The following is a 20,737-nucleotide window of genomic DNA, read 5'->3' on the forward strand; positions in this document are numbered from 1 at the left end:
CCCTTCCCCAAATGCTTGCCAGGTACTCTCCACGTTTGGGTATATTCTCATGGCCTAGCATGGAACCGGTCACCAAGTGAATGTCATCACCATGACGGATAAGTACCACGATACAGCAATACACCAAGTACAATAGCCATGGGTTTATAGAATACACGTTTTTTAATTTTTATTAAATTCATCCCGTCTTTATTCTGTCGAGTCGGTTAGGATACCTTACAGCCAAGTAATTTTTTTGCATGTACTATTGTTGTCTGACGTTGATTAAAAATCTTTTGCGCTTCTTCCAGCATTGGTTGTTCATACATAAAACTGGCAATGATCACTGTTTTTAATGTTGGAAAACGTGACAACACTTCTGATGGACATAATACGGGGATATCTAACAAGTGTTCCCCCCCCGGGCGGGTAGCAATAAAACATTGAGGAACGCTGTCATGATAATAGCTCAACAGATATTTACCCAACGCGCCTGTACCGTAAATAGCATATTCACCCTCAGCAAATGGCGCTGACAAACGGCTAAACAGGTACATGTCCCCATAACACCCAACTAAAAATCGGCGCAACATCTTGTTCATGGAGAACCTTTTTTCAACAGGTATAAATCGGGAAATTCATACTGAGACTTGTACTCAATTTGCGATATAGCCTTAGGAAATTGAATACACTCTTTAATTTCAAAGCCTGATTCAGACACCAAAGTTTCGACCACAGCAACCTCATAACAAAATATTAACTCAGGCTCCACAGCCTGTATTACACGGTTTATATCAGCAATATCCTGATAAAAATAGTTTGGTGCATCCATTTGATTTATATGAAGAAGCTCTCTCCACAACGAGGAAAACAGAAGTACATTTTGCTTTGCGGCCAGCGCCTGAATTACGCAAACAATATCGCGAAAAAACCCAAATAGTTGGTGATAATTTTGCTTAGGATCCCTTGCAGCAAAAAGGATACGTTGCCCCGGCTGCATTTCACTAACATAGTCCACCAAAAGTGTTTTCAAAGCGAAATTCTGAGGTTTTAACGCTGGTAAAAAAAACTTTGCGCGAGGATCCCATGAAAAAGCGAATATCCCAGGGGGAACCAATGCAAAGAAAAAAAATACTAATAACAGTATTTTTTCAGGTACAGAAATAATGATGACGGAATTCAACAACAAGGCAAACAGCAAATGCGTTACCTCATCTGCAAATCGAACCACTTTATTACATAAGAAAAATGCGGGAGCCAGCAGAGATATTAGGAAAAATTCAACATCAATAAAATAAAGCGTTGCGGGAAATACCATTAACAACGCAAGCTGTTTATATTCCCGGGCTGCAAACTTACTTACAGCGCGATGATACTTTTGACTACTACCCAATCCAGATTTGACGCGTTTCAACAGTGTGAGCAAATTACGATCTTTACTTGCCATTATAAAGTTGCGAAACAACAGCACTGCAGCCGGTAACGCCAGTAAAAATGGTTCATATGAAAAGCTCATCAGCGACAACCAGGCGCCTACTCCCAACATCATTACCGCGAAGGTAAAACTGAAGTAAGCCACCAAAAATGCGACAAACACTGCCTGAAAACCCGGCTCTCCCACTACCAGCAGCAACCATACAAATAGCATTACCCCGCCCATGAGGTTGTAATTGGACATATAAAAGAAACAATAAAACACCAGGTTATTGAGTAACAATATAAACAGCAGAAACCATGGAGAATCACTGAATATGATGGCCATCACAGTTATTATTGAATAAACAATAAAGCACATAAGTTGATAGCGATGTCCAAGTCGTTTGAATAATCGCAGTGAGCCTGCGGAAAAATGAAACAGCTCCCCCAAATAAAAGGATTCTCCACACGTTAACAGTCTGGTTTCGCCATAGCGACCAAAACGTCGGAACATATCGTCAATTATGTAATAATAGTGAACGGCTGTAGCGTAATACTGGTGATAGTGATCAAATCTTTGAGTCGCAATTAGCGCCCTAAAAACCGTCAAGCCAAGATTTGTCACCACTATGGGAAACTGCACAACAGGATAAAAAACAATTGGGAGTAGCCCTAGTATTGGAAACCTGAAAGATACTTTTAACCACCAGAACTCTAAGCCTTTTGCCATTAACCTGACCTTGCAAAACTCAAATTTGATGATTTTTGTGATGCAACTTTACGCGCTTTTTCCAATGAGGCGGGACTGCCTATATCAATCAACCCTTCTGACAAATGCCAGGTGGAAATTTGCCCCATTAATTGCGGTATGACATCCAGACTCAAATCTTTGGGTGCCGGGGTCATTGTTGACATCCAATCAATCAATGCAGGCTTACAATAGTAGATTGCGCCATTAGCCAGATTACCATGATTATTTGATGATTTTTCATAAAACCCCTGTACAACGCCGTTACTGTCCAACTCAACAATGCCACATCGTTCCGGATGCTCAGTTTTAAAGGTCACCATACGCATTTTGATATGCTCTGACTGGTGTTTAGATTCCCTGATCAAGCCCGCTATGGAACCTAAAAGGTAGTTGTCAGCATGGGCTATTAGTAAATCATCACCTTTTAGTTCATCAGCCAGGGAAAGTACAGTACCTGCCGTTCCTAACAATGTTGACTCATGCCGTAAATGAACCTTTGAACGCAACGACAAAGTTGCCACGTAGTCTTCAACCTGTTCTTTTAAATAATGAGTATTGATGTAAATCTCTTCAATACCTAACGATTCCAGATGCTTTAGCCAAATGCCCAGCAATACTCTGCCATTGATACTCATCAAACACTTGGGACAATTTTCAGTGTAGGGCTTTAATCTGGTTCCAAAGCCGGCCGCTAGCAATAGTGCCTTCATCGAAGCATTCTCATTAGGTTTATCATTGAGGGTTCACAGATAATGGTTTTGCCTTAGCCGACTTAGCAGCCATATATTCCCGGTAAGGGATACAGTTTTCCACCATCAGGCGCTGCATATCTTGATGTTTTTTTTGTCCCAACCAATCCAGTTTTTCCATGACATCGACAGACAGATCGGTCCACCAGACGGGATGCAACAACAAATGCAGATTTTGTTTATTTTTAAAAGCCTCTGACTCAGTTGGATGGCCGTATTTAAATCGCCCTCCTGAGTCAGAATAATACTGATGAGACTCGTTAAACCTGGCCATATAAGTATGCATAACGGTAAACGAACTATCTTGTTCCTGAATAAAACTCTTATGAGGACGATGGATACTGATCACTTTTGGCGCATAGTCAAACAAACTGGTAAAAATATCCAATTCACGTTGACACTGTGCGGCAACATCTGAAAAGCCTACCGGGTCGAAATGTAAACTGACAAAATGCCCTAATCCCTGAATTTGCCTTACGATTTCGGCATTACGTCTACTGACAAGATTATACGCGTCTGAATTTAGCAAAAAATAATAGGTTGCCTGCACACCAATCTCGGCTTCCATCTTGGCAAATTCCAGCGCTACATCGCAATCAAAGTCTACATCATGCCTAAGAATCATTCGCTGCTGAATCCGTTGCCAGTTGTCAGATTCAAAGCTGGTGAAGTGATAGCCCTGTCGTTTAAAACACAAGAGAAGCTCTTTCGCTTCTTGTTGAATGTTCAATTTCACAGCGGTTCTCTTTGCTTATTCTGCGACTGCATGTTCTGCTCATGTAATTTATCCACATATGGTAGCAAAGAACTCAGTTGTATCGGAGTATTCCCCACATTACCAATATGGATCCCGGAACTTAGCATCCCAAGGATGGCTGCATGCCACACATCCACACCGGAAATCTGACTTAGCGAAGTGGCAACCAACAACACATCTCCAGCCCCGGCCACATCCACCGGATTTTTATTTAAGGCTGAAAGAGAATCTAAAATGGGACGATTTCGTTGGTTATTATCCAGAATAAGCGCGCCATCGGCTCCTAATGTGATAATAATATTGTCTGCATTTAATCGCTTGGCTGTTTCTTCAATGACTTTGGCAAGGCCCACTTCCCGACTCTCAATATCAACGGCCAGTCGAGCTTCAATTTCAGTCGGTGTCGCCAGCAATAGTCCTGAAAATTTGCTCAAGTCACCGCGCTGCGATGAAGTTTGACTATCAGCCACCATAGGAACACCCGCTTGTTTGGCTAACTGTTGAATTTCAGTCACCGTATCAGGTGTTAACAGGCCATAACTAAAATCAGAAAACACCAGCAAATCATACTCATGGATACGGCGCCGAATATCTTCAAGCAATCGGTTTCTCAGTCTGGTGGCCAGCGGGTGGTTGCGATATTCATTAACTCGTAGCAAAGACTTATTATGAGAGCGATAGCGCCGTTTAGTGGTAGTGGGTCTGGATGGATCCTCATAGATATTCAAGTCTACAGAAAAATCGGCCATCATGGTTTTTAACCACCGGGCATTGTCATCTTCACCACTAACGGCATAAAAATCCACCTTTGCGCCCAGCGATTTGGTGTGCATAGCCACGATAGCAGCACCACCAACAAAACGTCTGGAGTCCACTGGGGTGACAACAATAGTGGGATCTTCCCTGGATAATCCCACGGGATCACAATCCACATATTCATCTAATATAATATCCCCAATTACAGCAACCCGTTTGCTACTAAATTGATTGAGGGCCTGCTTAAGGGATGCGCCTGAGACTTGATGTCTTAAAATAAAGCTTTGGTACTCTTCAGGAAAAGGAATCGCTGTTTGATGGCTCTCTTGTGTATTGAGTGAAGATGCGGAGAAGAAACTTTCACCAGAGGCAAATACCAGCTGCCCCTGCCATTGTTCTAAAACTTCTACTTCGTCATTGTATTGATGTTTAAACTCACTGCCCTTAAGCACGATATCCGGTTTTAAGTTTACAATTGACTCAATAACATCGTCTATCAGGTGCACCTCGTTAACAAGTCTGACCGATTTCAGGGCTTCCAGCCTTTCCTCATCACTTGCCATTTCCTGATTTGTAGAAGATTTTTTTAACAGGCCTATGACCACTTTGTCAGCTAACTCTGAGGCAAAACGAAATAATCTAAAATGTCCTGGATGTAAGACATTGAAGATCCCGGAAACAAATACGATATTATTTTTTCTCTGTTTACTACCCATTGAAACCAGTCCGGTAACTCATTATTTTTAACCGTTACTATCCTTTATCGGCCGACTATTATTATTTTTTACAGATTGTGGTTTTCTGCGGCGTCAACCCACAGAGTAACAGATGAATATCGCTTTACTCAATCCATGAAGGCTTTTTGATTACCTTTTACACAAACCAACATGCCATATCGATTTTTTGTGTAACGAACCAGATTAGATGAAAAGCCAAACTGCGCCATAAAGTCACTCATTACTTTATGATCAGGCTCACCATTAATGTAACCAATGTCCTGCTTTTCCTTTCCTGTGATACCTTCATTTTCCCGGCCTGCAACAGTTGTAACACATATATTTCGAGCTTTTTCTAACAGGTTTTTCATTCCCTGCATCGCATCGTATTCGGCACCATTAATAGTGAGATTTACATATGTCACTTTCTCCGGATCCAAATTGTTTTCAGTGAGGATATTGTCGATAGTATCAGTATTCACCTCTATCATTCTGTTTTCATCGTCCTCTTGATTCCACCAGCTCTCTGAATTTCGAATATTATGCAACCGCGCCTGACCAACGTTATCCCCAAGTTGGAATTTCACGCTATTTTGATTACTGGAGGAAAGCGCCTTATTCACCACAATAAAACGACAAGGAAAATTACTGACTAAAATCACATCTTCGATCTTTTTGGCGATTTCCGGGTTAGGTTCTACCGCCACGACGGTGCCTTTAGGCCCCATTTGCTTTGCAATCATCCACAACTGTGACCAATTGTCGTACCAATAGCGTTTTCGTTTGTACGGATCCATGCATACCCCGCCTTGGATTGCGATGATGTCACCTCTATGGAGCACCCGCGAAAAGCCTATTTTTTGTTGTAATAATATGATCTCTTCATTCAATCTGGTTTTATCAGAAACAAAAAAACGCTTTAACTTCAACCAAAGTACTCGACAACGTAATACCAGGTGGTGTCTCAGATAAACGTTATATAATTTGTTTCGGCTCATAAGCATAGTGGGATATTTTCCTGATTGAAACGTTAATAGTGTGAGATAAAAACCTGCAAAGCCTCATCCAAAGACTGCGGGACAAATCCTCTCTTAACTTCCTTAGTATCGACAAATAAAGAGGTATATTTAGGGCTTTTAAAGGGTTTGTTGACACCACAAACTAATGTTGTATCAAGTTTAAATATCTCAGCCAAATACTGAAGTACATCAAACCAGGTAACGTCTTTGTCACCAGAAAGATGATGAATACCCGGTTCAAACTGCTTGATCAGATGAAGAAGATATTGATTCACAGCCAATTCACTAATGGGGCATACCGCCATGTCGTGAAACACTTCAATCTTTTTGCCGGCCCGCAACTCCGACAATTTTGTGCTCAAAAGTCCATTGTGATTACCGATGACCTTAGTCAATCTGACTACTGCCACCTGATCAGACAGTGACATGCTTATTCGTTCTAGCTTAGCTTTGGTAGTTCCATAGTGATTGTAAGGAGAAACTGCCAGTTGATGTTCGGCAAAGGGCTTCTCACCATCAAAAACGGCATTCGTGGAAAGTAATATCCATTTATCCACGTTCAATTCACTCATCAAACCGATGACCGCATCACAGTTAATTTGCATGGCCTGTTGTTTGTTGTTTTCGCAAAGATGCATATTTGTCACGGCAGCAAAAACAACGGCGTAGTCAAAATGTTCAGCTGCTAGCAGCGAAACGTCGGGAGACTCAAGATCCAAGTGAACCCCCGAGCCGTCAGGCCTTCGACTGGTAACAGCTACTTCAATATCTTCCCGATATGCACAGGTTTGCACAAATCCAATGGCTAAACCTGATTCACCACCAATAACCAATACTTTAGGCAAAAGAAACTCCTGGTTAACCCTGGTCAGGGACAAACGAATTAGTCTTAATCCAGAAACGGGCTCCTGCCCTTGTTCTGGAACGCAAAGTGTAAAATGCGATTCTCACTTTCCTCACATTTTCAAGGTCTTAGCAGCCCATGAAAATGCTGGTGCTTCCCTGCACCAAATTAGTTTCCACCTTTCAGGATGGAAACTAATTAAGAAACACAATATAGGTCAATGAAGTAAGTCAAAGCAGTTGCTTGCTCATTATTACTTATTTACTGGTGAAACTAATCATCCCCCGAGCAACGAATTAATGCTCGATTTATGGCACGTTGTTCTAAAGCATCCAATGCATCATTAATTTCCTCAAGCTCATATTCCTGTGATAATAGCTTTTGCAGATGCAGCAATTTACCCTGATTGTACAGTTCCACAAATGTCGGAATATCTCTATCAGGTGCCGAAGCCCCTCCCCAACTTCTGGAAATGGATTTCCCCCGATGAAAAGCATGGGGCTCAAGACATATTTTTTGTCTTCCGCCAACTGAGAATGACAAACCCCGGAAAAGTGCACTTTCACTAACACCTGCCCGTCCTTCAAAGAAGGTAACTGCACCCCGTCTAACACCTATAAGGGCTTCCCGGTTTCAAATAAAACGGCTGCTCGCATTTTAAATACAACTCTCCATTAGTTTCATACGATTCAAACGCTGCCTGGCTTTGGCAAGCTGTGTTTGTTTTATGTGTTCCAGTTCTGCTTGTGACTGTGCAAACTCTCTTCGCGTTAAATCATCAACAATAAACTCATTGAGAAATATTAAACACCACTTTATATGGCTGACAGGCAACAGCATAGTAACTCTTGCGGTTAACTCCTGTGCCACTTCGTCACCAAATGCCTTCTGAATAAATCCTGGTAAATACTCCATTGGAATATCGAATCTTGGCTGCGCAAAAAAATCACTTAGCAACTTTTCAGCGCTATCCCATCCGGCATATTCAAAATCAATAAAACATGCCCGCCCTTCATCTACCAGGCAGTTGTGAAACCCAAAGTCGGAGGGAGAAAGGACTTTAATAAAGGATTCTGAGCTCATTTGTGGCAGTAGATTTCTTTTTAGTTGTGCAACTAACGGGCAAACCTCTTGTCGGATAAACTTCGCACATAGCTGATCGACTTCTGATTCAGTAAGCCCCTTCATAAGACGTTTTAATCTGACATCAACGTCATTGAAAAAAGCACTTGTGGTGAATAAAGCCCCCCTGGCATCCAACAGGTCCTGGCCATTGTTATGAACCTGTTGAGCATTAATGTCGGCAGAAAACTGGGCTGCCTGCATAATCAGTTTTTCATCAACTACCTTGGGAATGTTGCCATTGATGAATTCAAACAATGCCAAATGGTTTTGCTGATCCGCCGTCAGAAATAATGGCGCATTGCGTACGCTGAATCGGTTTAAAAGGCTAACGAACTGAGTTTCTCTCAGGCAACGTCGCGAGTCATCAGCAAAGTAATGTTTAAAAATAAATTTTCTGTTGTTAGACGTAAAGCACCAAACCGCATTATTTTTTCCGCCAGAAAGTCGCTTAAAGCGTTGACATTCGTGCTCAAACTGCTTTTGAAGCCATTTACGCTGAAGTAAATCGATCAAGTGCTACCTCAGCAAATCATTCACCTGACGCCAGTCTTGCGCGATGTAATATGGACATTGTGTGACTGTACCGATGTCAGATGCTCCAAATAAAATCCCTTTAGTGCTGTCAGGAAATGCCGAATGCATCAATATGGACGTTAAATCATCAATAAAATAGTCCAGATTTAACTGAGCGATTCGCTCGACTTTCTCATTTTTTTCGGGACAAAAGAAAATCTCTGAAAACAAACTAATGAAGTGATTATCGGCTAGCCAGGATTTCGCGGCCTGATGAAAGTCCAGTTTTTCGCCGATGATGGGATATCTGGTTTTGTGACTCACCAGAAATAATTCGTGGTCCTGGCCAAGCGTACTAAGCACCTCCCGGGCGCCTTCAAATGCATACGCGTCACATATGTATTTTCCATAAACGATTCCCTGCAATTCAGTCCATTTGTCTTCACAATCTCTTTCAATAAAATAGCTTTTTACCCCTTTTTTACTGGTATCGTCACAACTATCAAGCCACTGCAGTTTTCTTGCTGTACTATAGAAAACCTTGTCATAACACACCAACGTATTGTCGAAATCTACCCCTATTCGCACAACGTTATCCTTGTCATTATCTTTTCCAGGATGGCTTTTGGTGTGAGCCCTATTTTGTCACGGGCCGACTGAGGATCATGTAACTGATCAATAAATTTGTCAGGTATGCCGCAGCGCAGGATATTGGCCTGCTTATCATTGAAATCCATCCAGTCTCTGATAGCCGCGCCAAAACCACCTATCAAACTATGTTCTTCAATGGTAATAATCAGCTTTTTACTGCACACAGTATCAAGATATTCTCCATCCAGCGGTTTAACCGTGTGCATACTGGTAAGCTCTGCCTCAATGCCCTTCTCCAATAATAACTGGTGGACTCCTTTGCCAATATGCAATGCGGTTCCGGTACACAGTATTGCAATATCTTGCCCCTGCGCCAGTTGATGGGCTTTACCCAAAGTCAACTGCGGTACAGATTCGTAGTTGAGAGGTTCATTCTTTTTGCCAATACGAAAGTAGGTTGGTTTTTCACTCTTTGCCAGTTGCGGCATCAGGGCTTCAATTTCCAGGGAGTCGGCAGGACAGACTACCTGCATGTTAGGTAGTACTCGCATCAAGGCAATATCTTCAAAGGAATGGTGTGTAGGCCCCAAATTGGCATAGGATAGGCCAGAACCAGTACCCACTATGACCACAGGAACGTCTGCATAGGCTAAATCAATTTTGATTTGTTCAAAATTTCGCGCCGTTGTGAAAGGTGTAATGGTATAAATAAACGGATTAAACCCCATCTGTGCCATGCCTGAGGCCATGGTAGCCATATTGGCTTCAGCAATACCCGCATTGATGGTTCGTTCCGGTGCCACCTGTTTTAATTTATCAAACAGTCGGTTACCAATGTCTGCATAAAGCAAACAAATACTGTCATCATTGGCAGCTAACTCAGTAATGCATTGCGCGAATTTGTTTCTCATGCCAACCCCAATTCCTTTTCTACTTTGCCTAATTCTTCAGCCGTGGGAATTCTATAGTGCCAGTTATTGTCATCCGCCATAAAGGAGACGCCAGCCCCCTTGATTGTATCTGCAACGATCGCTGTGGGCTTGCCTTTCTGGCGTTGGCTCTCACTCAATGCATTGCGCAGTTGAGCACAATCATGGCCATTAATACGAGTAGTATTCCAGCCGAATGCTGTCCACTTATCCTGAAGTGGCTCTAATTGCATAATATCGCAACTTCTGCCGGTTCCTTGTAGTTTATTAAAATCGACGACTAAAGTAAGATTGTCTAACTGATGCGCAGGGGCAAACATGGCAGCTTCCCATACAGTTCCCTCATTGAGTTCTCCGTCACCCACTAAGACATAGAAATGTGCCGAATTGCCAGATAATTTTGCCGCCTTCGCCATGCCAGTAGCTAAACCTAAAGCATGTCCTAAGGAACCCGAAATATTTTCCACACCAGGTGGTGAATGCTTGCCCGGATGCTCTTCAAAAGCAGAACCATTTTTACCCAACTGAAAAACATCATCTTTGGCAAAATAGCCGCGATGGGCCAATACGGAATATAGTACGGCTGCGGCATGGCCTTTGCCCAACAACAATCGGTCTCTTTCCTTTTGCTCAGCTTCCTTTGGGTCAACTTTCATTATGTCAAAGTACAGAGTATATAAAATTTCCACACTGGATAATGAGCAGGCAAGATGGGGGACTTTATTTCTTAACGAAACGTCCACCAGTTGCTGTCGGATAGAGGCGATGGTCGCCTGTTCGCTGATCATAGTTACGGTTCCTTAGGTACCAATAAGGTAAATTCAAAACTCACTCTGGTGGTGGTGCCCAAATTCGGCATACCACCATGCAATAAATCATCATGAAAAATAACGGCTTGCCCGGCATTTAATGGTAAAGGTAATACCTGCTCACAAGACAAATCGGAGTCCAGAACCGGTTTCACCATATTACCTTTTTTTTCGCCATGATACTGCCATTGCCTTTTGTGGGAACCTGGCACGACCTGCAGCCCACTTTTTTGTGTTTCAGCCCACAAAGCAGCCCAAATTTTAAGTCGGTAATAACCCGGTGGCATTTCCCCGTGACCAAGATCCCAAAACCAACTATCGGCATGCATCGGTCCAATATCACTCTGTCCTGGGCGTACCAACCGCCAATAAATCCCCGGCCAACCAAAATCCTCTTCATCGGCTAACTTATCTGTGGAGAAAACTGTGCTGAGGGTGTTAAGAAGGGGTGTTTCCTTCAAACGCTCAACAGACTGAGGTCCCAATACTCTGGCGGGTTTTCGCCATACAGTGGCATGATCAAAGTCACTATCGTTATAAACATCATGATATCGGACCGGCCCTGCATGTCGAAACTGAGCAACCTTATTCGGGCAATGCATTTGAATAACGTGAAGATACTGCTCCGCCATTAGCTCCCGCAATAATTTAAGCTCTGAATTTTCCAGATTAAACAAAACAAATCCATCACCATGGTTAATTTGTTCCAGCAACGAATTTTTGTTGAATTGGTGGTAATCAAGATAGACCATAAGTTACTGCTCTCCATGAGTTTTTTGCACAGCGTTGTGCTGATTCATCTGGTCATCATTATGAACAGCAGAAAACGATATTTCATTGGAGCATGGAAATTTATTGAGGAATGTCAAAAAAGAGTCTTTTAGAGACTCAAAATCATCCGGCCTCCAGTCAATAACTTGATTTTCTCCGGCAAACTCAAATGGTTCGCCAATGGCGATATCACGATCCAGAAACCGCTTCGTACTGGTACCTTCATAATCTTCTACAATCATCTTGCAGGTTATATAGCTGGCGGTAGTACTTAAATGGCATAGCTGTTTGGGCCCATTAGAACAGCCCATGTTTAACCACGCCTGCTCATACAACGCCATACGCATATCGACATGAAATGAAGCTACCGGAAAATATCTGATATTGTCACCGACAAATGGTAGCTCTTTAAACGCAGCTTCTGTATCCCTCACAATAACAACAGCCAACCCTGGATAAATCTGAGCCAACCATTGAAAAAAACGGTCCCACTGCGGAAGATCACTATTTCGCTTCGGTTGCAAACTGCTTTCTCGTAGTGTCACTGTTAGATACTTGTTGAATCCATCATTGTGATATTGCCACCATTGTTCTACTGAAGCCGTCGCTTTGGGACTTGCCTGCAATCGGCGCGGATCAAAGCCTTTGTGCCACCAATAATAAAAATCCTTATGCACCGTTATCGGCGCGGGTGAAGCTAAATCACAATTTGGGGGATAAACGTATTTCGCCTGTTCTAACAGGTAGTGGGCTTCATCTCGATGTGACGTGTAGGAAACCCCTCGACAGCCAGGTGAAATCGCCACTGATTGCATCATAATGTTATGCATACGCCAGTGTCTTTCGCTATCTTCAAGGCAAAGTGCCTGAGCTCGCCATTGCTCATCACGAGCGACAACAACCAGTTGAAAACACGCCAACCCAAGTTCTTCGCGATAACAATCAGCAGTCACCAAAAAAGAAGTAATGTCGTAAGTTTCTGAACTGCGATTTAAGTCGTAAAAGGCGTACAATACCTGTTCTGAACGAACCTGTTTTTGGGTTTCTGAAAATACATCCAGGTCGCAAATAATGTGACGGTCATAGCCATAAAGTTTAATTTTTTCTCGAGCAACGCCTAGCTGCAATAATTGTTCAGAAACCGCCTTAATAACGCTCGGGTTATCCCACAAAGTTAATAATATAAAATCAAATTCGTAGTGGTCTATATGCGCTGGTGAGTCGATTTTGTAACCATTAAATTCACCACTTTTTTGATTATCCAGAACGGCCAAAATGTTGAGCCCATCGGCATCACCAGAATCAATGAAGCGCTGGAACATTACTCCGGCACCAAAGACAAGAATAGTGGACCTGTTTTTCATACTCTATTTTACGCACAACGCGAACAAATAATGGGCCATGGGGTAAAACCCGGTATGCACCACTTCATCATTCATGGAAAACAGGAATACATGCCTGAAGTGTTTTTCAAGCAAGGCTTTGAAGTCATTGCCTGACTTACAGTTTACATGTCCTTCTTTGCTTTGTGGTGAAGCGTATTGTTGAGATTCCAAAGAAGGAATGCCAATAATCACTATCCCATCATCTGTGACTGATTGTTTCAGGTTATTGATTACGTCATTTTCCAATTCGGGCACAATATGTTCAAAAACATCAAGGCAATATATAGCGTCATAGCCACCATTTAAGGTCTGTTTAGCAATATCCAATACTTGAGCGTCGGCATGCCATTGTTTATTTCCAGACGTCTCTATTGAATTGATAAATAATGGATCAAAGTCAGTCAAAGTGAGTTCTTGCACAGCGTCAGCAACAATGCGCGAACCGAAACCGTCACCGCAGCCAACTTCGGCCACCTTACGTTTGCCTTGCAACATCTTGGCTACGAATTTGTATCGGGCGAATACAAAAACCACTCTTTTGGGATCTTCATGCCAGACCTGGTTGGTCATCCAACCCAACTCGGTGGTTTGGAAATCGAAATTATGTTTGTACTGACTTTCTTTTGTTTCTTTGGCCATTCAATTTTCCAAATTCTATTTCCTGATTTGCGTTATCATCTCTGACCTACAACTTGTCAGAGACAACAGCATTTAATTTTATTATCGGCTGTGAAGCTATTGAAATAAGCACTTGTTATCTAAGTTTTTAAAAATTCAAGATGCTCTCAACCTGGAGTAGCCGACCCACGAGTATCAACTTAACTTACTTTGAATGATGTGCTCCACATACTCAGTGCGATGTTTCTGGCAATGCGTGGTCAACGTCTTTTGCTGGCCAGCTTCTGCGATTTGCTTCGCCGTTTCCGGATGGTTGATTAAATAATTTGCTTTTTCAATACACTCTGCGGTCGATTCATATACAACCACTTCTTTGTCAGGCTCATATAAATCAGCAAGATTGGCTCCATTGTCGGTCATAAGACAACTTCCCATTCCTGTTGCCTGAAACAAGCGCATTGCCCCAACTTCGTTGGTAACAGCATCAGTATGGCGATGAAAGCTCACTAATGAATCTCGCATCGTCTGAAAAAATTCAATACCGTAAACAGGCAAATTTAAACGGTCTTTATTAATGAGAAAGCTTAAAGGGCAAAAGGGATTAGGGTATACAGACAAGTCGTCAGCAGCATGGTAGAAGTTTTCCTTCAGAGGTCGATCTATAAAGGGGCTTTGTGGAAATTGTTGTGAATCAATTTTCTCATCTAACCACAGCTTAATGGGTGTATTATAAGTTAACTTCAAAAGCTCCCAATATCTGGTTTTATGTCCTTGCTGAAAGCCATAACCTGATGAACCAATGAACGAAAGCGAATGTAGTGGTTCTCTTTGCTTAGTTTCTGCTAACAAACGCTCATCAAAGCTATGGTATAGCAGATGATTTTCAACCCCCAACTTAGCAAACATCTCTCTGATAGAAGGAGTTCCGGCGAAAACAACCGTATCTCTGGTGAGTACATCTTCTCCATGAGGAAATCCGCAGTGCATCATTATCAGTTTCAGATTCGGCAGGTTATCCCTAAACTCCTCGACATCTTTTGGCGTTATTCTCAACGCCCCTTGGAAATAAACAATATCTGGGTTCAAATGCTTCAGTTGGGCCAGCACAATTTTTTTTTGCCACTGTTCGCCTGGCGTAATCCCCAGATTATTTTCTTTGGCCCAGGCTAACTGTAGCTGTTCAACATCGAACAACAGGTCTTCTGCCTGATGACCACGAAGCCGCAATTCATGGCAAAAACTGTCGGTGTAGTTATATCTACCTTTAGCAATTTTATCATGGATCTCCTGATAGCCGCTAAGTTGCGCAACCTCTTTTGCCAATCTGTTCCTTATGGTTAAGGTGCCGGCCGTACATATTCTAACCAAATGATAATGATGCATAAGTGATTACCTATGGAATAAACCAGTAATAGTCACCCTGATAGCCAACATCACTGAAAAATGCTTTCCACTCATCAACATGCAAAATAGTTTTAGCGGTTAGCGCCCATTGCATCATGCGCTCTTTTTCTTCGTCATCGCGATAGGCATCTACAGTGATAAAGGCTTTTCCTTTAGACACTCGCATGATTTCCTGCAACGCTTTTGCACATTCCTCTTTTTCCAGATTGTGAACGGTATTAATGCTTATCACCGCATCAAAACTATTATCCTCGTATGGCAATTCTGTTGCACAGCCGACTGTAAGAAAGGGTTTTACTTCTTCTTTAGCGTTCTCAATGGCGTATTCCGATATGTCCAGTCCTTTAACGTTGATGCCGGGCAAGGCCTCGCGCAAATCAAATAAAGTGAAGCCTTTAGCACATCCAATATCAAGAAATGAAGAATGCTCCGTCAAGCCAAAATGAGAAATAAAATCAGGCATCACAGGTTGCCAAAATCTGGGGTGATAATGAAACCCACCGTAACCATAAAGCCTGTCACCATCAAAAAAGTCTTTGCCATACTGCCGCGCAATGGCTTTAACTTCATCGGACATAATTTCACTGCGTCCTTTGGTGTCACGATTACTCTTTGGATAATTACGCAGTAAATCAATTTCCATTTATTAATACTCCCTCAGGGCTTATGGATATAATCAAAAGGTTGTTTTTTTAGTTCCAATGCATTGGCTTGTGCCCAAGCTACGGTGCGTCGAACACCTTCCTGTAATGAAATTGTGTCCTGCCAGCCCAGTTCGGTGCGGATCTTGGTTGAATCCAGACGGTAAGCTGCATCTTTACCGGGACGATCATTGGTAATTTCACATACATCTTCAAATGAAACACCCAGTGAATTACAAATGTTCATCACCAAATCGCGAATGCTTATCATGTCATTTGTCGAAATATGGTAACAGTCTCCCAATTTACCTTTTTCAGCAATCAACAAAGTAGCCTCAGAAACGTCGTCAATATGAATAAACGAACGTACCGAATGTCCACCGCCATGCAATGGAAGTATCTGTCCCGATAGAATCGACATAATTGTTTTGGGAATGATCCGATATAGCTGCTGTCCCTCTCCGTAGACGTTGGCTGCCCTCGTGGAGATAACCGGGAATTTATGAACCTCGAAAAAGGTTTTAAGGCTCATGTCTGCCGTAGCTCTTGATACTGCATAGGGCGTACTGGGATTAAAGACCTGATCTTCCCTGACAAACCCTTCACAATTACCGTAAACCTCTGGCGTGGTGATGTGAATATATCTGTCCAGATAGTCTTTGTGGCGCAGCATATTGTGCAGTTTTATGGCGGCCACTGCGTTGGTCTGAAACCAATGTTCGGGATACTCCCAACTCTGTCCAACCATGCTTTGCGCAGCAAAATTGTAGATTATTCCGCACCGAGTTTGATCCAGCAGTGTTTCAATATCTGCCAAATCGTGGTTCATATCCATCTGGTAAAAGCGCAGCTTCGATGCATTGTCTGACCACTTATAGGGTAACAAGGCAGGCACCGGCTCAACCGAACGGCTAAGGGCAATAACCTGATAACCGCGATCCAACAGATGCTTGCAAAAGCTGGCCCCTGAAAAAGAGTTGCTACCGATAACACAAGCCGTCGTGCTAGTCATGTTGAGGAACCTCTTTGGCTTGCAGTTTTTCATTCAAGTACTGCATGAGCATATGTCCAACGATGAGTTGGGTATCTTCCGAAATTTGCATATCGTCAACCGCAAAATGGATGACAAGATCTGCCATGCATTTTGCCTTACCACCGGAATACCCCAATATCGCCACAGACTTCATATCAGATTGCTTTGCTTCGGTCAGGGCATTAAGAATATTAGGTGAATTACCACTCCCAGACAAAACAATAAGCACATCACCGGTTCCCGCTTTAACCTTCAATTGATGAGAAAAGATATTGTCGTAACCGATGTCATTGCCGAGGCAAGTGATAACCGAGCTATTGGCAGGCAGGGCTTCTACTTTCATCGCCTTTCCGTCAGGTGCGATACCATATAAAAAATCATTCGCCAGATGGGTAGCATTACCCGCACTACCGCCATTGCCGCATAAAAATACGTGCCTTCCATTACTTATTGCTTCCAGTAATAGTTCCGCTGCCGCCTCGACAGGAGTCCAGTCAAATGCGTTAAGGGTATTGGTCAGATTTTCAACGTATCGATTTATGTGCAACTTCATGCGAGTTTATTTTCCTGCATCCATTTCAAATTATGAAAGCGGGGTTGATTAATAAGTTTACCTGCCTTCCACGCAGCGATAATTTCTTCAATCGCGATTTTTACGCTCTTTTTCGGTTTAAACCCGGTAGCCAGAAGCTTGTCTGAATTAATGCGATAAGAACGCGGATCATTTGAAGGTGTAACTATAATCTCAGCGTCTACGTACTCAGTAACATGCCTGGCAATATCCATGATAGAGATGTTTTCAAATCCGGCATTGTAAACACCTGTTATTTGCGGATTATCCAGCAAGAACACATACAGGTCGGTAATATCATCAATATGGATATTGGGCCGGGTTTGCTGCCCGCCAAACACCGTAATTTTTTTGTTTTCCAGCGCCTGAACGGCCAGCATATTCACCGAAACATCCAAGCGCATCCTGTCGGACAGTCCACAGACTGTCGCCGGTCGTACAACCTGTACTGTCATGTCATCAGCGTAGCTAAGAAGCACACGCTCAGACACCATTTTGGTTTTGTTGTACTCGGAAATTGGCTCAAGGGTAAGGTCTTCGGTAACCTGATCTTCGTCCTTAACACCATACACACTGCCTGAGGAAGCATAGATAAAGTGCCTGATGCCCGCCCGTTTTGCCCTGTCAGCCAATTGCATAGTGGCTAAAGCACTTACTTCCCACGTAAGCTTGGGATTGAGGTCGCCGCAAGGGTCGTTAGCAATTGATGCCAGGTGTACTATGGCTTCAATTCCGTTCAAGTCTATTTTTTGAGTCTCCCTTACATCTCGCTCCAAAACACTTAATTTGGGATGCTCCGGCAAAAAATTACCAAACCATTGCGTGTCCAGCGCGATCACCTGATGACCAGCTTTTAGTAATTTAGGAACTAAAACAGTGCCTTTATAGCCACAAGCGCCTGTTACCAATATTTTCATTTTCTGTCTCTTGTTAGAATTCTGTTTTTAGAACACAAACTTGCATTCAGATGGCTTTATTTTTATAGCCGTGAATTATCATCCTATTCCCGACACAGGCATACATGCCGAGATCCGTATAATCTACCTCAAACTCTTCACATAATGTTTTCCATGCTTTACGCTCTGCAAACTTGTCACTTGCCCGATTGCAATACCAGTTGTCAAATAACAACATCGCTCCTTCAGATAACTGTCTGTTGGTGAATAAATGTCTCAGTACATCAATTGTGGATTCATACAAATCACAATCCATATGTACGAACGCAAAGGATTGTTGCACATCAATGGTGGGTAGCGTGTCTTTGTACCAGCCCTCGAAGATGGAAACTCTATCTTCGGGTAGATATTGAGTTACCAGAGAACGCAATTCTTGCGCATTCAGTCCTTTTGCAGTGCCTGCTCCCCACATTCCAGATGCCACGTGGGGTGAATTCAGGTCCTCAGGCATTGTAGCTTCTGGAAAGCCTTCAAAACTATCAAACAAACAGAGTTTGCGTGTTGAAATGTTATGGGCCTGCTCATGCTTAAGTAATCGTTGAGAGTAGAAATGCATAACATATGAAATCAATGAAGCGGTATATCCCGAACAAGTGCCAAATTCCGCAAAGTCGCCTTCCACCGAAGAAATAAAACAATAGCTAATACTTTTGACAAGATCCTTGTATACATCCGGATGAATAATATCTCCACTTAGGGATAAGTTGATCTCCTGAAGTTGCTGCTTCCACGGCAGATAATAAAAATTCCCCGAAGTTAATTCATCAAAATCCACTAGAGGGACTACATCAAGCGAGCGAGACAAAACAACGTAAATTTTCTCTTTGGGCACTCCTTGCATAAAGCAGTCTGCAATTATTTCGTTAAACCAAGAAGAACAAATGTAAAGGCGTTGAAAACTCCGGGACTTAAGCTCAGACGGTGCAATCAATGGTAGCTGAAACTTCTCACCAGATTTATTTGAATCCACAAAACAAGCAATTCGGCTACGAAAAGGCAGCTCTCGCCAAAAACGATCACATAGATCACCGGTGCCCCATATTATCCAATCAGCTTTTTCAATACATGTACTTTGCACTAGTTCGATTCCTTATAAATCAGCTTCTTCATCATTACTGACAAGTTCGCAAAAATGATGCTTAAGCACCTGAAAGTCATCATCTTCCCAAACAAATTTCTGCCTTTTTCCAGCTCCCGGAAACCCCCCCCCGATGGTGAACCCTCTATCAATAAACGATTTGCTAGAGGAGTGAGGGTAATGTTCGACAATCTGTTTGTACATGATGTAGTCACAATTTTTTGACAAGGCGCACAAATGAATGGGTCCATTGTTAACGCCCAGATTCAAATAACTCAGTTCGTAGAGAGCCATGCGGAACTCAACATTAAAGGCCGCGACATCGAAACATACATAATCCCGAAATCCATCTTCAAGTGAGAGGAACGCATTTTCCGTGTCTGGGATAACAATGGGTAGATATTTCTCTTTGTCCAACCAGTCAAGGAAAGCCAACCACTGGTCTTTTTTACTATTTCTTAGCGGTTTACTGGTTGACTCTCTCAAGGAAACCGTAATTAGTTTCTTGTTCTCCGGATTAAGCCTGGAAAGACTCTTGCTGACTATATTCAGGGCTTCCTGAGTTGCCCTCAGGTGAGCAATCTCCTGGCCTCTGGTGACTCGTTTAAAGAGTAAGTTAAACTCATATTCTATGACCGGTTGAGTCTCGTTGTAATTGAACGGGAAGACATTCTTCGTACCATTGATAATCTTGTTAACTTCATTGCGCGTAGCGGTTTTACTCACGCCCTTGCAAGAAGGCAATAATGAGCAACATGGCACAAGAATGTGCTGAATGCGCCACTCGTGTTCATTTTTGTTTTGTAGCCCCCACCTTGCTCTATTGAATTCATTATTACTGGCATTCACAATAATTACATGAATAGCAGACAACCCTCGCTCCAAACGGGTGCATTCAGCCAGACATAAAAACCCTATAATGTCGTATGTGGCTCTCGCTACATTCATATCGTAGACCGCATATAAAATCTGCTCTCGAGCAACTTCCTCATGAAACTGAAAAAAGTCGGGGTGACCCCAAGATAAAAGGCGATGTTTATGATGCTGAAACCAAAGTATCTTTTCTTTACTGATGCCGACCCGATTGAGACGCTCGGTAATTTCATGAATGGCCCACGATGCCACAATGACAATATCGAACTCAATGCGGGCAATGTCTTCGGTAGCGATGTTGTCCAAGCCTTCAAACTGGTTAGTTTGCGGCTTCTCAGTAGCAAACGCTATCACTTGATATTCAGAAAAGTCAGACGTCAAGAAACCTCGCGCAGATGCGCCATTTCCATATAAAACAACTTTTTTAGTCAAAACAACACCACTTTTTCACCA

The 20,737-nt window shown here is 42.6% G+C and carries 22 protein-coding genes; all 22 read right to left on the reverse strand.

The genetic code is table 11. From position 1 onward, the window contains the following. Window positions 1–206: 206 nt before the first annotated feature. On the reverse strand, window positions 207–581 hold the full coding sequence (locus ACXAD8_RS10165) for a hypothetical protein (RefSeq protein WP_475228010.1): 375 nt from the start codon (window positions 579–581) through the stop codon (window positions 207–209). Then, window positions 578–1,495: a hypothetical protein gene (locus ACXAD8_RS10170; RefSeq protein WP_475228013.1), complete on the reverse strand. Its 918-nt coding sequence runs from the start codon at window positions 1,493–1,495 to the stop codon at window positions 578–580. Before ACXAD8_RS10170 ends, ACXAD8_RS10165 begins: the two co-directional genes overlap by 4 nt. Window positions 1,496–2,124: 629 nt before the next feature. Continuing rightward, a complete protein-coding gene (locus ACXAD8_RS10175) occupies window positions 2,125–2,856 on the reverse strand; it encodes a nucleotidyltransferase family protein (protein WP_475228015.1) in 732 nt (243 codons plus the stop codon). 22 nt (window positions 2,857–2,878) lie between these two features. After that, window positions 2,879–3,631 (reverse strand): hypothetical protein, encoded by a 753-nt coding sequence (locus tag ACXAD8_RS10180; RefSeq protein WP_475228017.1) that lies wholly within the window; start codon window positions 3,629–3,631, stop codon window positions 2,879–2,881. Next, a complete protein-coding gene (locus ACXAD8_RS10185) occupies window positions 3,628–5,124 on the reverse strand; it encodes a PfkB family carbohydrate kinase (RefSeq protein WP_475228020.1) in 1,497 nt (498 codons plus the stop codon). The genes ACXAD8_RS10180 and ACXAD8_RS10185 overlap by 4 nt, the downstream gene beginning before the upstream one ends. A gap of 128 nt (window positions 5,125–5,252) precedes the next feature. Beyond that, window positions 5,253–6,053, reverse strand: coding sequence for an FkbM family methyltransferase (locus ACXAD8_RS10190; RefSeq protein WP_475228023.1), 801 nt, complete (start codon window positions 6,051–6,053; stop codon window positions 5,253–5,255). Window positions 6,054–6,154: 101 nt separating this feature from the next. Next, complete coding sequence (locus ACXAD8_RS10195; RefSeq protein ID WP_475228026.1) at window positions 6,155–6,988, reverse strand: SDR family oxidoreductase; 834 nt, start codon at window positions 6,986–6,988, stop codon at window positions 6,155–6,157. Window positions 6,989–7,260: 272 nt separating this feature from the next. Then, entirely contained in the window at window positions 7,261–7,530 is a 270-nt protein-coding gene (locus ACXAD8_RS10200; RefSeq protein ID WP_475228029.1) for a hypothetical protein, read from the reverse strand. A gap of 114 nt (window positions 7,531–7,644) precedes the next feature. Further along, window positions 7,645–8,625 (reverse strand): phosphotransferase, encoded by a 981-nt coding sequence (locus ACXAD8_RS10205; protein WP_475228031.1) that lies wholly within the window; start codon window positions 8,623–8,625, stop codon window positions 7,645–7,647. 3 nt (window positions 8,626–8,628) lie between these two features. After that, a complete protein-coding gene (locus ACXAD8_RS10210) occupies window positions 8,629–9,213 on the reverse strand; it encodes an HAD family hydrolase (protein WP_475228033.1) in 585 nt (194 codons plus the stop codon). Further along, window positions 9,204–10,127, reverse strand: coding sequence for a transketolase family protein (locus tag ACXAD8_RS10215; protein WP_475228036.1), 924 nt, complete (start codon window positions 10,125–10,127; stop codon window positions 9,204–9,206). The genes ACXAD8_RS10210 and ACXAD8_RS10215 overlap by 10 nt, the downstream gene beginning before the upstream one ends. Next, window positions 10,124–10,933 (reverse strand): transketolase, encoded by an 810-nt coding sequence (locus ACXAD8_RS10220; RefSeq protein ID WP_475228038.1) that lies wholly within the window; start codon window positions 10,931–10,933, stop codon window positions 10,124–10,126. Before ACXAD8_RS10220 ends, ACXAD8_RS10215 begins: the two co-directional genes overlap by 4 nt. 2 nt (window positions 10,934–10,935) lie before the next feature. Next, the gene (locus ACXAD8_RS10225) at window positions 10,936–11,706 is read right to left on the reverse strand and encodes a phytanoyl-CoA dioxygenase family protein (RefSeq protein WP_475228039.1); all 771 of its coding nucleotides are present in this window, start codon (window positions 11,704–11,706) and stop codon (window positions 10,936–10,938) included. Between the two features lie 3 nt (window positions 11,707–11,709). Beyond that, a complete protein-coding gene (locus ACXAD8_RS10230) occupies window positions 11,710–13,089 on the reverse strand; it encodes a hypothetical protein (protein WP_475228041.1) in 1,380 nt (459 codons plus the stop codon). 3 nt (window positions 13,090–13,092) lie between these two features. Continuing rightward, on the reverse strand, window positions 13,093–13,749 hold the full coding sequence (locus ACXAD8_RS10235; protein ID WP_475228044.1) for a class I SAM-dependent methyltransferase: 657 nt from the start codon (window positions 13,747–13,749) through the stop codon (window positions 13,093–13,095). A gap of 174 nt (window positions 13,750–13,923) precedes the next feature. Beyond that, window positions 13,924–15,051: a glycosyltransferase family protein gene (locus ACXAD8_RS10240; RefSeq protein WP_475228046.1), complete on the reverse strand. Its 1,128-nt coding sequence runs from the start codon at window positions 15,049–15,051 to the stop codon at window positions 13,924–13,926. A 70-nt stretch (window positions 15,052–15,121) separates the two neighbouring features. Continuing rightward, window positions 15,122–15,775, reverse strand: coding sequence for a class I SAM-dependent methyltransferase (locus ACXAD8_RS10245; RefSeq protein WP_475228049.1), 654 nt, complete (start codon window positions 15,773–15,775; stop codon window positions 15,122–15,124). Window positions 15,776–15,789: 14 nt separating this feature from the next. Next, entirely contained in the window at window positions 15,790–16,785 is a 996-nt protein-coding gene (locus ACXAD8_RS10250; RefSeq protein WP_475228051.1) for a GDP-mannose 4,6-dehydratase, read from the reverse strand. After that, window positions 16,778–17,359: an SIS domain-containing protein gene (locus ACXAD8_RS10255; protein WP_475228053.1), complete on the reverse strand. Its 582-nt coding sequence runs from the start codon at window positions 17,357–17,359 to the stop codon at window positions 16,778–16,780. Before ACXAD8_RS10255 ends, ACXAD8_RS10250 begins: the two co-directional genes overlap by 8 nt. Then, on the reverse strand, window positions 17,356–18,294 hold the full coding sequence (locus ACXAD8_RS10260) for an NAD-dependent epimerase/dehydratase family protein (protein ID WP_475228055.1): 939 nt from the start codon (window positions 18,292–18,294) through the stop codon (window positions 17,356–17,358). Before ACXAD8_RS10260 ends, ACXAD8_RS10255 begins: the two co-directional genes overlap by 4 nt. Before the next feature lie 46 nt (window positions 18,295–18,340). Further along, complete coding sequence (locus ACXAD8_RS10265; RefSeq protein WP_475228058.1) at window positions 18,341–19,411, reverse strand: TylF/MycF/NovP-related O-methyltransferase; 1,071 nt, start codon at window positions 19,409–19,411, stop codon at window positions 18,341–18,343. A gap of 12 nt (window positions 19,412–19,423) precedes the next feature. After that, the gene (locus ACXAD8_RS10270; RefSeq protein ID WP_475228061.1) at window positions 19,424–20,716 is read right to left on the reverse strand and encodes a hypothetical protein; all 1,293 of its coding nucleotides are present in this window, start codon (window positions 20,714–20,716) and stop codon (window positions 19,424–19,426) included. Window positions 20,717–20,737: the final 21 nt, after the last annotated feature.

This window comes from Planctobacterium sp. AWH2_060, assembly GCF_056158425.1.